Below are 14672 nucleotides of genomic sequence, written 5' to 3' on the forward strand. Positions count from 1 at the left end.
GAAGCGCCTGGAGCACAAATCAACAGCCTAATTTAACACAGCCTTTTGGAAAAATAAAAAACACAGGGCTGCCCGCCTGTGCTTACGTAAATGGAAAAGACAATACAAAAAATACCCGATAATGACTTATCTGGTTTTGTATGGACCCCTGCTTGAAAATACCTGAACTGTGTTAATGCAGGTATTATTCGTATTCATTATTATTTTTAAAGACAGCAAAAAAGAGGGTAGACTCGCCCCCTCTTTTTTACCTACCGTAAAATAAAGGTTTCCTTAAAAATAAGGCAGACCAATCCCATTTACTCCGCACGCACTGGCAGAGCTTGAACGTTATTTAGTTAACGGTTCAAAATTTGGAATCTTAATCTGCGATACTTCATGTGGAAAACCTCCATTTCTCTATAACTACTTCAATCATAACAGCAAAGTTAATGGTAAACAATTACAATAATAACCTATAATACGACAATTTACCCCTTTAATAAAAACTCATTACCATCTTCATCATTGAACTGCACAAAGGTACCCCATTGCATGGTGTTAGGCTCACCTTGGAAAGACACTCCATTTGCTTTCATTTTTTCATACGTTTCCATGACATTGTCACAAGCAAACACAATCGAAGCCATCCTGTTTTCATGTCCCTGCATCATTGATTTAGGATAAATGACGAGGTGCGTGCCTGCATTTTGTGGACCTACCTCCAGCCAGTGTGCATTGGGTCCCATAGGAAACTCTGCTTTTACTTCAAAACCCACCTTGTTTGTCCAAAAATCCTTTGCCTCTTGCTGATCCTCCACATAAACTGCTACTGTTGCAATATTCGTAATCATTCTTAAAACCTCCCTGAACATCTTTCAAATCCAATATTATCAATAAAACCGAGTAATACCAAGACTTCCTAACCTTTTAATCAAACGTTTGATTAGTTTAGCAGCCGATTCAATTAAACGTTTGATTAGTTTACCGTCCGATTTAATCAACCGTTTAATTAGACTTTAACCTATAAAAAAACTGGATAGTCATCATGACTATCCAGTAAATCCTAAAGTGTCCATACCACACGGACAGTGTCCACGAGTGGTGCCTGTCACCCATATTTATCACTATATTCTATGCTTCTACAATGTTTTGTTGTTGATATACTTCTTTATCAAATTCACCTGTTGCTTTGCTTGTTAGGACTCCGGATGTGATTGATCCGCTTACGTTTAGCGCTGTACGTCCCATGTCAATTAGTGGTTCTACTGAGATTAGAAGACCCACAATCGCGATTGGAAGGTTCATAACAGATAGTACGATTAGTGCTGCGAAGGTCGCACCACCACCAACACCTGCTACACCGAATGAGCTAATGGCAACTACAAGAATTAGTGAAATAATAAATCCTGGGCTAAGTGGGTCAATACCAGCTGCTGGTGCAACCATAACCGCTAGCATTGCTGGATAAACCCCAGCACATCCGTTTTGACCAATCGTTAATCCAAATGAACCTGCAAAGTTTGCAATCCCTTCAGAAACACCTAAGTCTTTTGTTTGCGTTTTAATCGTTAACGGCAGTGTTCCTGCACTTGAACGAGAAGTGAACGCAAATGTTAAAGTTGGTAAAGCCTTTTTCACAAAATTAACTGGGTTAATCTTTGCGATTGCTAATAACAATAAATGAACAATAAATACAAGAATAAGTGCTACATAAGAAGCTATAACAAACTTACCTAATTTTACAATAGCGTCATAGTTACTTGTTGCTGCAACCTTTGTAATGATTGCTAAAATGCCATATGGCGTTAAACGAAGGATTAACGTAACAATTCTCATCGTTACTGAATAGAGAGAATCAATGATTTTCGCAAAAAGTTCAGCATGTTCTGGCTCTTTACGCTTTACTCCAAGGTAAGCAATTCCGATAAAAGCTGCAAAGATAACAACTGCAATCGTTGAAGTTGCTCGAGCACCTGTTAAATCCGCAAACGGATTTGCTGGGAAAAACTCAAGGATTTGTTGAGGAATGGTCATTGCTTCAACTGTGACAACTCTTTCCTCTAATGCAGCATTTCGTGCAATTTCTGCTTCACCTTCAGTCAATTCGATACCATCAAGACCAAACCCTAATGATGTTCCAATTCCAATTGCTGCAGATATAGCAGTTGTTCCAAGTAAAATTCCAATTACAAGGATACTGATCTTTCCGATATTCTTCGTTAATTTTAATTTTGTAAAAGCTCCTACGATTGAAATGAATACAAGCGGCATAACCACCATTTGTAGTAACTTAACATAACCGGATCCTACAATATTAAACCACGCGATGGATTCCGTTGTAACCTCAGAGTCTATACCATAAATTAAATGAATAATAAAACCAAAGATAAGTCCTAAACCTAAACCTGTGAATACACGTTTTGAGAATGATACATGTTTCTTTGCCATTAGGCGCAAACCAACCATGAGTAAAAGCAATACTGCAACATTCACAATGATAAGAATTGCATTCATCTTATTTCCCCCTTTTATTTATATGTATTTCTTTGTTGCGTTAATTAGTCTATGAAAATATTAATACATATATTCCTATCAGTCAAGTAGGAATAATATGTTTTTTTTATTCTAATAATTTGAATAAATTTTTCACTTTGATGAATACTACCTGCTAACAATAATAAACAGAAGGAGATATAAATATGGAGTTTAATTCCTACTGGTATCTCGGATTAGGTATCTTAAGTATTCTTCTGTTAATTTATGTGTATATAAAAACAAGAAGCTGCAGAAGTTTATTGCTTTTTGTCACCATAGTGGGTCTTGGATATCTTATAGAAGCAGCGATTTACAACTTTGGACAAAGTTATCAGTATTATCCTAAACTAATTAAGCACGATACTATTTACGATAGTAATATGGGGGCAATTGCCTCAAATGCCTTGGCATTACCTGTTGTCGCTACTTTTATTGCTACTCTGCGAAAAAATTGGATATGGATATTTTTTTTTATTAGCTTATTTGCAGGGATTGAATGGACATTTCTGAAGCTACATATCTATTCCCATAATTGGTGGAAGATTGGTTTCACATCTTTTGGATTACTTGTCTACTTCCCATTAGCAAAAGTGTTCCATCAACTGTTATCGAATCCATTAAACGGGTTCCTGCATTCAATATTCCTGTTTTTAATTGTTAGTCCCTTCTCTGGTTCTCTGCATATTATGCCTATTATGTTTTTGTCAAATAGATATTATGAACTGTGTTGGTTTGACAATCTCTCCCAAGATACTACTGCCTTTAGTGCCCTCTTTTATATATGCGCCAGTATTTTCTACGTATGGATTGCCAAACGTCATTGGAAGCTTAAATGGGTGAAATATGTTTTGACACCCCTTTTGATGTTTACGGTGAACATTCTCCTGCAAAAAGCAGGAATTCTCCACAGCCAGGTCTGGTGGGATCCATGGTATTATGTCATTTTGTCCGTTGTCATATTGAAACTAACCGTCTCTATTAGCAAACATCTTTCAATTGGTCCACCCAAAAATGCCTGACCCTAAATAAAAGGATCAGGCATTAAATGATTAATAGGGATTCGAATTGTAAATACAGTACCGTTTCCTACTTCACTTGAAATGTTAATGGTTCCTTTATGTGTTTCCACAATCCATTTTGCAATGGAAAGTCCTAACCCATGTCCTCCCATTTGTCGTGAACGCGATTTATCTACACGGTAGAAACGCTCAAAGATGTGAACCTGGTCCTCTTTTTTAATCCCTATCCCCGTATCTTTAACCTTCATACAAAGCTCATTACCTTCCCTTGTTAGTAAGAGCCATACCTCTCCATTACCTGGTGTGTATTTAATAGCGTTGTCTAACAGTATATATAGCAGTTGCGATAATCTCTGCGAATCTCCCGTTGCCATCAGTGAATCCGGAGCCTCTAAATGGAGCCTAATCTGCTTTGAATCTGCTAGTGGCTGGACAGATTCAATCGCTTTCTCAGCATGAGGAAGAAAGTCAAACGTCTCAGTTCTCCGTTCGATGATATTTGAATCTGAACGTGCTAGCGTTAACAAGTCACTTACCAAGCTTGTCATCCGTTTCACTTCCTGCCTCATATTGGACAACAGCTTACCAGCAAATTCTTCTTCCTTCGTATCAATTGTCATGTCTATTGCGTCTAATGAAGATAACAACACACTTAAGGGAGTTCGTAATTCATGCGATGCATCTGCCACAAACTCCCGCTGTCTAGTAAAAGCTCTGCTAATCGGAATCATTGCTTTTTTAGACATGGCTGCACTAATAAGTAATGCCACACCTACAAACACAATTCCAATTACTAAAAGGATGATCAATAGCCAATGGAAAAGCTGATAGGCAAAGGAAATATCCTTACCAATAAACAATTTGCCGACAAAGCGGCCATTATCGTAAATCGACTCGCTGGCAATCATCAGGGTGATGTCTCTCTCGGGCCTGCGTTGAAAAAATTCGCCTGGTTTTCCTCTGCCTTTCTCGCTTCCTTCTAGATGAATTGTTTCCTTAAGAATGTCTCCATCGTCCAAAACCTTTCCATTCAAAATCCCTAATATAGCAGATCGGGTTCGCTGATCTGCTTCGTTTCCCATTATCAATTCTCCATTTGAATTCACAACATAATAAAAAAGCTGGTTGGCTCCGGCAAACACTACCTCTTGATTTTGAATCCCGCGAAAATCACTTTTTTCATTTGTCGTTAAATAATCCTCTAAAAAACCCGCTTCCTGATTCACTAATGTTTCAAGTTCAGTCTCCTGATTCCTCAAAATACTAAAATAAAGTACGGAATAAACAATCATAATAAAGATAATAAGAAATAAAATCAGCAGCCCACTATAGATACGGGTAAGCCTGCCTTGGGTACTTTTAAAGACATCCTTCTCACCAAAGTTTGTTAATGAGCGGAAGAATGAAAGCAGATTAGTTTTCAAGCTTATAACCTACCCCTCTTACACTTTGAATCAACTCTTGTTTTCCTACTTTATCCAATTTTTTTCGGATAAGCTTAACGGTTGCATCAATCGTTTTAAGCGCAACGTCAGAATCCAACCCCCAAATTCGTTCAAGAATAACTTCACGCGGGATGACTTGTCCTTTATTTTGGACCAATAAGTCTAATAGCTGGTACTCCCTAGGACTTAATTGAATTTCTTCAATCCCAAATCGGACAAAATGACCGTTTCGATTTAGAACTAGATCTTGTAACGTAATTTCCTCTTCTAAAATAGGGGCATAATTACGCCGTGAAAGAGCCCGTAAGCGTGCCTGCAATTCTCCTATTTCAAAAGGCTTAACAAGATAATCATCCGCTCCGGAATCCAATCCCTCGATCCGGTCTTCCACTGTATCTTTTGCAGTCAACATCAGGATAGCACCTGAATATCCTTGTTTCCGTAATCGGCGGCAGACATCAACCCCATCACCGTTTGGCATCATCCAATCAAGGATTAATACATCATAGTGTGTATTGGAAGCGTAATAATAGGCATCTTCCCCTTCCATTACCCACTCTACCTTGTATCCAGTTTTCGTTAGCATATATACAATCAATTCACCTAGCTGTGAATCATCTTCTGCTAATAAGATCTTCATGATTTAGAATCTCCTTTTAATCAGGTGATAAACTTGTCCATTATCTGGATGATTTCTAACAACTCAAATCTTATCATAGCCACTTTAAAATTGAGAACTTCGTTGAAAATAAAATATGCTGCATAGAGCGACTGGCCAAGTAAGGCGATTCCACAAATAATAGCTGGTATCCTTGCAATTTTTGCTAAAGCGCCCTGTTTTCCTTCAGTCCTAAAACTTTGTCTTATTACTTGGAAGGCATTTATAATGGCTTGAATGAGAATAAGTGAGGATAAAAAGATACTTATATGCATAAAAGCTAATTCATTTCTGAAATACAGTGGTACAGCTAATAGCGCAACAAATGATAACGCCCACAAAATCCCAAAAAGGTTGCGAATCCAAAGTAAAATAGAGATTACCATTAGAGCGATAAAGAAATAAAAAACGAAATGAAACTTATTCAATGACAGTAAATAAAATAACCCCATTGCTAGTAATAATGTACCCGTATAGCCAATATAAACGATCATTACCTTCTGTATTTTCGAATTGACAATACTTGTTGTCTCGCCTGAGCCGTTTTTATATAATTTAATTTTATTAGATTTTCCTTCTTTCGTGGCAACCACTGCTAAAACATGAATAATCTTTTCTATTAGTGTATTACATAGGGAAAAATAAACTCTAAACATAGGAAGCCTGCTAATGGCCAGCGCTGCCGCCAAGTATAACAGTATGAGGCTGGTAGTACTCACGTTGAATTCTCCTTTCCATTTTTATAAAGAAAGGCTGTGTTAGATTGGTCTGTTGATTTGCGCTCCAGGCAAATCAACAGACCAATCTAACACAGCCAAAGGAAAAAGAAGCACCAATCCTGCTAAGAGTGCTTCCTTCTTCCCGTCAGCCTTACAACGTCACTTTTTCTTGTTTTAGTTTTTCAAGTTCCTTTTCGAGTTCTTCTTCTCTTACATAGTTTTGGAAAACAGCATCATGCTGGGCTAAAGGGCTGGTGAACTGGCTGCCCGCTTGTACCTGAGCCTCCATCAACATAATACGCTCCTCTGCACGTGCAACTCCTCTTGCAATGTTATCCGTTTGAAAGGAAACAGTCGCTTTTTGAATTTGTTTAATCGACTGAGCCACATTTGCCCGGGAAGCTAATAAAATTTTCTTATGCTGTAATTCATTATAGGTTTCCTTCAACTGATTCAATTTTTCTACTAAGATTTGGGTCTGTTCTTTGATTGCCTCCAATTGCTGCTGATACAGGTTATACTGTTTTTCATGAAGCAGCTTTTCCTGAACCGCTAGCTTCGCAATTGTATCCTCTTCTTGTTCAATGGCTAGTTTCGCCTGGCGCGTTCTTTTTGCTATCAATTCTTCTGTTTCTAGCAGTAAAAGGGCTTGTTTTTTCTCCACAAGGTATTGTTGTGATAACGCTTTTTGACCCTTTAGAATTTCCTGTTCCAATTCTCGGGAATATTCATTCAACATTGCAATTGGATCTTCCATCCCATCTAATAATCCATTAATTTCAGCCTTCGTGATCGTTTTTACTCTTTTAAATATACCCATTTTCATTATTCTCCTTTTTTGCTTATATTTTTTTCCCACTGGTCTAGCATGCTTGCATTTTGATTGACGATTGGAATATGTGAACCTGTAACAGGTGTTTCAATAAACTGTTGCATAGCTGAATTTTTTGCTTTCCTTCTAACCCATCTCACGATTAGAACTACAATGGCTAGTCCAATAATCAGAAATAATAAGAGTCCAAGCCATGAAAATTCTCCGCCGTGATGAGGGCCATTCATAAACTGGTGGGGTCCCCTTCCGCCATGGTGCCCCCGGCCTTCACGTCGAAACCCATTTTGGAACACAACATTGGTTTGATTTCCTCCTAAGAAATGCAGAAAGAAATTAATTACAACCAGTGCTGACGTAATCATCACACCCCAGAAAATGGCTAGTTTAACTCTAGTATTCATCGCTATTTTTCCTCCTTTCGTTCTTGATAGTTTGAAGTTTATATGACAATGGTGAAAACTTGGTGAAAGGTGGACAGTTAATATAAATTTTTAAAAAGAATTTGTACTTCTCTTAAAAGAAAAAGTAGCTATTCTAATCTATTAACAATTAGATTATGATAGTGTTTGAGAATTAATTTAAATGATTGAGAGGCCAGCTTATGTGGAAAAACAGAAATGTATGGATTATTTTGGCAGGGGAATTTATCGCTGGTCTTGGCTTATGGCTTGGGATTATTGGAAATTTAGAATTCATGCAGGAAAAGATACCTTCTGATTTCTTAAAATCACTTCTTATGGCTACTGGGCTGGTAGCAGGTATTGTCGTTGGCCCTTATGCGGGCAAAATTACAGACCAAAAAAGTAAAAGAACAGTCATGCTATGGTCGGGGTTATTGCGTACGATCAGTGTCGTCTTCATGCTAATTGCGATAGCTACAGGATCTGTTTGGTGGATGCTTGTATTTTTTGTTTCGATTCAGATTTCTGCTGCCTTCTATTTTCCAGCACTGCAAGCAGCGATTCCTCTTATTGTTAAAGATAAGGATTTACTCCAGCTTAATGGAGTTCATATGAATGTATCCACCCTTTCACGGATCATCGGTACGGCCGTTGCTGGGATTCTCTTGGTACTCCTTCCCTTATCCATGCTCTATATCGGTTCATTAGTTGCCTACCTAGGATTACTTATCCTAACTTGGTTCTTAAACTTTGAGGAAAATAATATTTCTCCAGCAAAGAAGAATACCAATGGAAAATCGAGTTTTAAAGATGTATTACCTGTGATAAAGGGTCTTCCGGTTGTCTTCATGACCCTATTGATGACACTGGTTCCACTTTTGTTTCTAGGCGGATTCAACCTTTTGGTGATTAACATCAGTGAACTTCAGGATAGTTCCGCTATCAAAGGCTGGATTTATGCAGCTGAAGGCGTTTCCTTTATGATTGGTGCGTTCTTCATTAAAAAAATAAGTGACAAACTATCTTCTTACACCATTTTATTTAGCAGCTCGATCCTCGTCGGTCTGTCTCAGCTTCTGCTTTATTTTGCGGATGTTACCGTTGTAACAATAGCAGCATTTCTGGTTTTTGGTTTTTCTGTTGGCTGCTTCTATCCAACAGCATCTACTATATTTCAAACAAAAGTACCGAAGGATTTCCATGGAAGGTTTTTCTCGTTCCGTAATATGCTTGACCGGATTGGCTTCCAAATCGTGCTGCTTTTAACTGGATTCTTTCTGGATTTCATCGGACTACAGTTAATGTGCGTCCTTTATGGTGGACTAACCATTCTTATCACTATCATCTTCTATATAAAAAACAATCAACTTCGTACGGTACAACAGGAGAATTAATGATGAAGGCACCATCCATTTGGATGATGCCTTTTGTTATTTTTTTATATTAGCTTTTCGAAAGCCTTGGTATACATCAACTACAGCAAATAATAGGAATGAAAATATCGCTCCCCAGGAAAACCAGTTATCAAAATCACCAGTGAGACTAAATAGATCAGTCATATAGGTAACAAATGCTGGATTAAATAATTGATTGTTGCTAATGATGACGATAAATACAAGCGAGGAGACACCATGCATAACCGTATTGAGCACTGCAATTTTTCTAGTCCATTGACCCGTTGTCAATTTATACAAGTCTAAGGCAATCTCCAGCCCAACAACAACCACCACCAATGGCCAGTAGGACAACAGAACCTCTTGATTGAAGGTTGGCGTTACAAATTCGAGACCATTACTTCCTTTTTCATAGACTCCTAGAAGACTAGCTGCATTGAAATAGACACTTGCCCAGATTGCTGTCCAAAGCAATCCAAGAAACACTTCCACCTTTGATATAGCTTTTTCCTTTGGAATATAAGGAATATTATTTAAGTCATCAGGCGTCCACTCTTTAAAACATGCTGTTAATGGCGTCTGACTATTCTTATGGTCTGTTCGTTCAATAATCGCAAACACCACCGTTAACCAGAAAAACACTTGAATACCGGTGCTCACTATTCCCCAAATTCCTAAACCTATTACGTCTAATAGTACATTTAAAACTGCTTCCTCCCCAGAATAGGAAATAATCGTATTGGCTATCAATGAAATCAGGGAAATTACTGCAGCAATGGGGAGAATTATTTTTAGCAGATTGATATAGACATCAAAGTAGCGCGGACCTATTAAATGCATGGGACGATCTAGGTATCCGCTCGCCAGGATTGCCGGATTCCCCATTTTTTCAAGGACCGGCTTAACATCATCCTCAGTGTAATCATCCGGAAGCATATCCTCAATTGTTGAACGAAGCTCGAGTGCAATATCCTCTCGACTTTTCTCTGGGAGCCTGCGAGTAACCTCTTGAATATAAAGGTCGATCATTCTCATCAGTTATCCTCTCCTTTTAATAATAGGGAAAGCTCTTGCGAAGTCTTTTCCCATTCTTCCTTTAATTGCTGAAAGATATCGATACCATATGGTGTTAACACATAATACCTGCGTGGTCTGCTTTCAGTTGTATCCCAGCTGCTTGTGACTAACTCTTGTTTTTCCAGGCGGCGAAGCAACGGATATAGTGTACTCTGTTCAATCGAAATCCCACATTGTTCTAATAATTGGACAAGGGAATATCCATATTGTGGTGTACGCAGCTGACTTAACACCGCCAATGTTAATGTCCCTCTCCTTAGCTCAGTAGTTAGTGAATTTAATAAGGTACTCATTCATCCATCCACCTCCTTTGCTTTTATGCTGTACGTCATACACTATACTTTATACTATGTATCATACACTATTGTTGTTCACATAACAATTAAAAATCAGTAATATTTTTCCATTTTGATTAGAAGGAATATTTTTTATAAAGGTGAATATAAACAATATTGAATGTCTATTTGAGGGGTGATATGCCATGAGTATCGATGTAGTGGAGGAACTAATTGCAACAAGGAATAGGTTGTTAAAAGAAATTTCTGGTTTAAGCTATGAAAGGCTGAATAAGAAACCTGATGAGGTTACATGGAGTGTTGCCCAGGTATGCCATCATTTGTACTTAACAGAAAGTGCCTTTACACAAGCAATCATTTATGGACTTAATAAAGTCAATGGAAAAAAGGCGGAGCCGAAGCCTGTTCAGCTGGCAGTTGACCGCACCCAGAAGGCAAAAGCACCCGATATAGTGGCGCCTGGCGACGAGCCGTTGGATTCCCAACAGATTAAAGAACTCTTAAATAATTCAAGAAACCTATTTTTGGAGTTTTATAATCAACTAGAAGACAAGTCTATTTTAGCCGAAAAATCAACCAAGCACCCACTCTTTGGTTACACGCCGCTAGATCAATGGGTGGAATTGATCTATCTTCACGAAGAACGGCATATCGAGCAAATCAAAGAAATTAAATCTCAGTTATAAAACTAAACTGTTTTAGCATTGATTGTTGTTTTCAAACAGATTTAATTCTAGGATTTTAAAAAGGCAGCTGATTAGGTCTCGATTGCCTTCGAATTTACCAAACCAGCCTGAATGCGGCAAGGAAGATTCACCTTAATCGATGGGATTGAGGACAATTCTCATGAACCGCCATAAGGATTCGTCCTTAATCCAGGGTCTTGAGGACAAATCTCATGAGTCGCCATAAGGATTCGTCCTTAATCCAGGGTCTTGAGGACAAATCTTACGTTCCTCCATAAGGATTCGTCCTTAATCCAGGGTCTTGAGGACAAATCTCATGAGCAGCTATAAGGATTAGTCCTTATTCCAGGGTCTGGCACAAAAAACAACAATATTTACGAAAAGAGCCTAAAACGAAAAGAGCTGACCATTGTCAGCTCTTTCATACTGTCCACCCCAGACGTACAAATGTACATTAGTGGTGCCTGTCACCGTACATTGTCACCGTACATAAACCAACCAATGTTCGCCTTCTTCTTCCTCCATCCTTACACCGCGCCAGCCTTGGGGGATTAACCTTTTTTGACCTTCTGTATCCCCCATCTTTATTCGGGTGCTTTCCTGGATTAAAGTTGCTTTCTTTCTGTTTTCTTCTAGGTCTTTTACAAAAATATAGCGTAAGCTGCCGCCGTACTTTTCTTTGAGGGCTGCGATTCGCATCCCTTGAGAAAACTTATCCTTTAAACTTGGAATATTGAATGGTGCAACTGTACAGCAAATGTAGCGGTAACAGTAATTCTCCTTACTTAGCTCTTCCATAATTACACCGGCCAGTATTTTTTGCAATTGATTTCCACGGAATGCAGGAAGTACATTCGAAATCTCCTGATAGAGAACCTTTGGCAGTTCATTTTCTTCCAAACCAATATCCCGTCCTAAGTGTTCTTCATCGATTGGCGGAATGAGCAGTGCTCGAAAGGCAATCATTTCATTCCCTGTAAATGCACCAATCATCAAGCCCTTACCCTCTAGAATATACTGATATTCATCCTCCGACAGAGGCTGAAGTACTCTTGGGCTTTCCATTGCTTGTACAACTAGCTTCTGCACCTCTAAAATCTCTTCCAAGTCTTCAACACCCAATTTTCGGACCTTATAGGGTACATTCCCATTTCTAAGTATTCCTTCATATATCCACCTCAAGAACAGTCCCTCCTTCATTGAACAAAACCTTGAAAAACGGTTAGCTCTTTCAGCGTTTCCTCGTTAACTTCTACCCCTAACCCAGGCTTCTCCGTTAACCGGATAAATGGTACATCATATACCAAATTGCCAACATCTCTAGAAAATTTCAATGGCCCTGTCAGCTCGACGCTTGTAATGATTTTCTTTGAAAAAGCAACATGGAACCCTGCCGCCGAACCAACTGAGGATTCGACCATTGAACCGATCTGACATTCCATTCCCGCTAACTCCGCCTGGTGTGCAAGCTTTACAGCCGGATAAATACCCCCGCATTTCATTAGTTTTATGTTCACTTTATCCGCGGCACGCTTTTGTATAATCTCCCGCATATCCCGTGTTCCCTTTAAACCCTCGTCAATCATCAGCGGAATCATCGTTTTCGACTTTACTTCGACCATTCCATCGATGTCATCGGCAGCAACCGGCTGTTCCAGCCAATCAAGCCCAAGGCTCTTTAACTGCTCCACTGCAGTAATGGTGGTGGCGCTATTTACCCATCCTTGATTCACATCAACACGGATGGCAATGTCTTCCCCTACTTGCGAACGAACCGCTTTAATTCGTTCAACATCTTTGCTAACTTTTGTTCCAACCTTCATTTTAAAAGATTGATAGCCTTTATCCATCATTAAAGCAGCTTCAGCAACCATTTCTTCAGGTTCGGCAATACTAAGCACGTGGGTAATCGGAAATTCTTCGTGATAACGCCCGCCAATAAGCTGATAAACTGGCTGTTGCAACTTTTTCCCCATTATATCAAAACAAGCAATATCAATAGCTGCCTTCGCCGTTGGTGCTCCATAAATTGCCTTGTTCATCACTTCGTGAATTCGCTCAATCTCCATCGGGTTTTGACCTATCAGGACTGGGCCTAAGGTATTTTTAATCATTTCAAAAGTGCTTTCCCAAGTCTCGCCTGTCACATGTTCATCCGGTACTCCCTCACCATACCCAACAATTCCTTCATCCGTTGTGACCTTTACAATGATGGACGGCATATGATTATAGGTGTGGTAGCTAACGATAAATGGTTCTTTTAGAGGTAAGTGGATGGCAAAAAGTTGAATTGACGTAATTTTCATAATAGTCATTCCTCTCCAAACAATAATATGATATAGTTGTCGTTATACAGACGTTAATTAGGATGTGTTAAACATGGCTACGAAAATTGCTGTCTTCGGCTCGAGTGAATTTTTGCAAAAAATTGTAAGCGCCTCCAGTCAAATGACTGATATTACAATTGATCCCTATATATATCAACATCCACAGGAAGCTGCCGAGCTTACTAGAAAATTAAAGCCTTGTGATGTTGTTTTTTTCTCAGGGGCTCTTCCTTACTATTTTTCAAAAAAGCACTTCGACAACCTGCCATATCCAACCCTTATTCTAACTCAGGATGAAATAACAATTGCTGCTTCTTTATTAGCTATTACACAAAATAGGAATGTACCACTTGAGAGAATATCTATTGATTTGTATGATGCTTCTATCATTCGTAATGTTCTTTCTGAAAGTGAAATTAGGATTGAATCGCTGCAGATTATGGATTTTAAACAACAATTGCTTGAAGACTGTTTCAATTTAGATAGTATTGTACAATTTCACTACAATCTTTGGGAGCAAGGCATAACGAAAATTGCATTAACAAGTGTACATGCGGTTTATGATCGACTCCACTCTCTTGGTGTTCCTGCCATTCGAATGGCTGATCCGCAGGTTTCCTTGATTCGCGGTTTGCAATCAGCAAAAGCTCAAGGGGAGCTTATTAAGAGTAAAGCTGCTCAAGTCGCTGTTGGTTACCTTTCACTCCAAAACCATCAGCAGGACCAAATTAATACCCTTGCTCACCTGCTTAACGCATATGTTCAACCATTAAACGGAACCCTATTTGCCCTATATAGTACTCGGGGGGAAATAGATAGAAATCGCGTCATCGATTTTTTAGAAAAATGGAAAGGTCCTCTTCTAGTCGGTTTTGGTTACGGATTAACGTTGAAAGAAGCAGATCAACATGCTAAAATTGCCCTGCGTTTTGCAGAAAAAGAATTGTCCTCAAAATGTGGTTATATTCTAACCGAAGACAAGGAATTAGTTGGACCCTTCCCATATGAGCATAAACAACATAGTTTAAAAAATGACCATCCCGAGCTTTTAAACATTGCAAAGGAAACAAAGCTAAGTCCTGGCAATCTTTCTAAAATTATTGAGTTCAGTAAATCAAGGCAGTCCTTACAATTTACAACTGCTGACCTGGCCGACTATCTTCAGGTGACCCGCCGTTCCACCGAAAGAATTGTAAAAAAGCTCGCTGATAACGGTTATGTAAAGGTTGTCGGCGAAGAAATGGTGTACCACCAAGGCCGTCCAAGAGCAATTTATGAACTTAACATGCCAGCATATTAAT

The 14672-nt window shown here is 38.9% G+C and carries 15 protein-coding genes; 4 read left to right on the forward strand and 11 right to left on the reverse strand.

Features of this window, described 5'->3' with window-relative positions; translation table 11 throughout:
• Window positions 1-470 precede the first annotated feature (470 nt).
• Complete coding sequence (locus CHI06_RS08075) at window positions 471-833, reverse strand: VOC family protein (RefSeq protein WP_095247917.1); 363 nt, start codon at window positions 831-833, stop codon at window positions 471-473.
• A gap of 280 nt (window positions 834-1113) precedes the next feature.
• Window positions 1114-2496 carry an L-cystine transporter gene (locus CHI06_RS08080; RefSeq protein WP_095247918.1) on the reverse strand — a complete coding sequence of 461 codons (1383 nt, stop codon included), beginning with the start codon at window positions 2494-2496 and terminating at the stop codon, window positions 1114-1116.
• A 185-nt stretch (window positions 2497-2681) separates the two neighbouring features.
• Between CHI06_RS08080 and CHI06_RS08085 the strand changes: the two genes are divergently transcribed.
• On the forward strand, window positions 2682-3536 hold the full coding sequence (locus CHI06_RS08085) for a hypothetical protein (protein WP_095247919.1): 855 nt from the start codon (window positions 2682-2684) through the stop codon (window positions 3534-3536).
• Between the two features lie 2 nt (window positions 3537-3538).
• Here the strand turns inward: CHI06_RS08085 and CHI06_RS08090 are convergent, their stop codons facing one another.
• From CHI06_RS08090 to CHI06_RS08110, 5 genes are all read right to left on the reverse strand, one after another.
• Entirely contained in the window at window positions 3539-4960 is a 1422-nt protein-coding gene (locus tag CHI06_RS08090) for a sensor histidine kinase (RefSeq protein ID WP_257009201.1), read from the reverse strand.
• A complete protein-coding gene (locus CHI06_RS08095) occupies window positions 4950-5621 on the reverse strand; it encodes a response regulator transcription factor (RefSeq protein ID WP_095247920.1) in 672 nt (223 codons plus the stop codon). Before CHI06_RS08095 ends, CHI06_RS08090 begins: the two co-directional genes overlap by 11 nt.
• A 20-nt stretch (window positions 5622-5641) precedes the next feature.
• The gene (locus CHI06_RS08100; RefSeq protein ID WP_095247921.1) at window positions 5642-6358 is read right to left on the reverse strand and encodes a M50 family metallopeptidase; all 717 of its coding nucleotides are present in this window, start codon (window positions 6356-6358) and stop codon (window positions 5642-5644) included.
• Window positions 6359-6509: 151 nt separating this feature from the next.
• Window positions 6510-7178, reverse strand: a complete 669-nt coding sequence (locus CHI06_RS08105; RefSeq protein WP_095247922.1) for a PspA/IM30 family protein — start codon at window positions 7176-7178, stop codon at window positions 6510-6512.
• 5 nt (window positions 7179-7183) lie between these two features.
• Window positions 7184-7591 carry a hypothetical protein gene (locus tag CHI06_RS08110; RefSeq protein WP_095247923.1) on the reverse strand — a complete coding sequence of 136 codons (408 nt, stop codon included), beginning with the start codon at window positions 7589-7591 and terminating at the stop codon, window positions 7184-7186.
• 200 nt (window positions 7592-7791) lie between these two features.
• Between CHI06_RS08110 and CHI06_RS08115 the strand changes: the two genes are divergently transcribed.
• Window positions 7792-8985, forward strand: a complete 1194-nt coding sequence (locus tag CHI06_RS08115) for an MFS transporter (protein WP_095247924.1) — start codon at window positions 7792-7794, stop codon at window positions 8983-8985.
• A gap of 36 nt (window positions 8986-9021) precedes the next feature.
• Here CHI06_RS08115 and CHI06_RS08120 read toward each other — a convergent pair whose 3' ends face one another.
• Together CHI06_RS08120 and CHI06_RS08125 are read right to left on the reverse strand one after the other, a co-directional pair.
• Window positions 9022-10020, reverse strand: coding sequence for an HAAS signaling domain-containing protein (locus CHI06_RS08120; RefSeq protein WP_095247925.1), 999 nt, complete (start codon window positions 10018-10020; stop codon window positions 9022-9024).
• Window positions 10020-10355 carry a PadR family transcriptional regulator gene (locus CHI06_RS08125; RefSeq protein ID WP_095247926.1) on the reverse strand — a complete coding sequence of 112 codons (336 nt, stop codon included), beginning with the start codon at window positions 10353-10355 and terminating at the stop codon, window positions 10020-10022. Before CHI06_RS08125 ends, CHI06_RS08120 begins: the two co-directional genes overlap by 1 nt.
• Window positions 10356-10543: 188 nt before the next feature.
• Between CHI06_RS08125 and CHI06_RS08130 the strand changes: the two genes are divergently transcribed.
• A complete protein-coding gene (locus CHI06_RS08130; RefSeq protein ID WP_095247927.1) occupies window positions 10544-11044 on the forward strand; it encodes a DinB family protein in 501 nt (166 codons plus the stop codon).
• A 480-nt stretch (window positions 11045-11524) separates the two neighbouring features.
• Here CHI06_RS08130 and CHI06_RS08135 read toward each other — a convergent pair whose 3' ends face one another.
• Together CHI06_RS08135 and CHI06_RS08140 are read right to left on the reverse strand one after the other, a co-directional pair.
• Window positions 11525-12226 (reverse strand): N-acetyltransferase, encoded by a 702-nt coding sequence (locus CHI06_RS08135; protein ID WP_095247928.1) that lies wholly within the window; start codon window positions 12224-12226, stop codon window positions 11525-11527.
• A gap of 14 nt (window positions 12227-12240) precedes the next feature.
• Window positions 12241-13350 (reverse strand): mandelate racemase/muconate lactonizing enzyme family protein, encoded by a 1110-nt coding sequence (locus tag CHI06_RS08140; protein ID WP_095247929.1) that lies wholly within the window; start codon window positions 13348-13350, stop codon window positions 12241-12243.
• A 73-nt stretch (window positions 13351-13423) separates the two neighbouring features.
• Here CHI06_RS08140 and CHI06_RS08145 point away from each other — a divergent pair, with 73 nt between their 5' ends.
• Window positions 13424-14671 (forward strand): transcriptional regulator, encoded by a 1248-nt coding sequence (locus CHI06_RS08145; protein WP_095247930.1) that lies wholly within the window; start codon window positions 13424-13426, stop codon window positions 14669-14671.
• Window position 14672: the final 1 nt, after the last annotated feature.

It is taken from the genome of Bacillus sp. 7884-1, from assembly GCF_002272245.1.
GTDB lineage: Bacteria > Bacillota > Bacilli > Bacillales > Cytobacillaceae > Neobacillus.

Bases quoted from the DNA above. Each gene is read 5' to 3' on its own strand.
- CHI06_RS08130 (WP_095247927.1), top strand. From the start codon at position 10,544: ATGAGTATCGATGTAGTGGAGGAACTAATTGCAACAAGGAATAGGTTG.
- CHI06_RS08095 (WP_095247920.1), bottom strand. From the start codon at position 5,621: ATGAAGATCTTATTAGCAGAAGATGATTCACAGCTAGGTGAATTGATT.
- CHI06_RS08080 (WP_095247918.1), bottom strand. From the start codon at position 2,496: ATGAATGCAATTCTTATCATTGTGAATGTTGCAGTATTGCTTTTACTC.
- CHI06_RS08145 (WP_095247930.1), top strand. From the start codon at position 13,424: ATGGCTACGAAAATTGCTGTCTTCGGCTCGAGTGAATTTTTGCAAAAA.
- CHI06_RS08110 (WP_095247923.1), bottom strand. From the start codon at position 7,591: ATGAATACTAGAGTTAAACTAGCCATTTTCTGGGGTGTGATGATTACG.
- CHI06_RS08105 (WP_095247922.1), bottom strand. From the start codon at position 7,178: ATGGGTATATTTAAAAGAGTAAAAACGATCACGAAGGCTGAAATTAAT.
- CHI06_RS08140 (WP_095247929.1), bottom strand. From the start codon at position 13,350: ATGAAAATTACGTCAATTCAACTTTTTGCCATCCACTTACCTCTAAAA.
- CHI06_RS08125 (WP_095247926.1), bottom strand. From the start codon at position 10,355: ATGAGTACCTTATTAAATTCACTAACTACTGAGCTAAGGAGAGGGACA.
- CHI06_RS08120 (WP_095247925.1), bottom strand. From the start codon at position 10,020: ATGAGAATGATCGACCTTTATATTCAAGAGGTTACTCGCAGGCTCCCA.
- CHI06_RS08085 (WP_095247919.1), top strand. From the start codon at position 2,682: ATGGAGTTTAATTCCTACTGGTATCTCGGATTAGGTATCTTAAGTATT.
- CHI06_RS08115 (WP_095247924.1), top strand. From the start codon at position 7,792: ATGTGGAAAAACAGAAATGTATGGATTATTTTGGCAGGGGAATTTATC.
- CHI06_RS08075 (WP_095247917.1), bottom strand. From the start codon at position 833: ATGATTACGAATATTGCAACAGTAGCAGTTTATGTGGAGGATCAGCAA.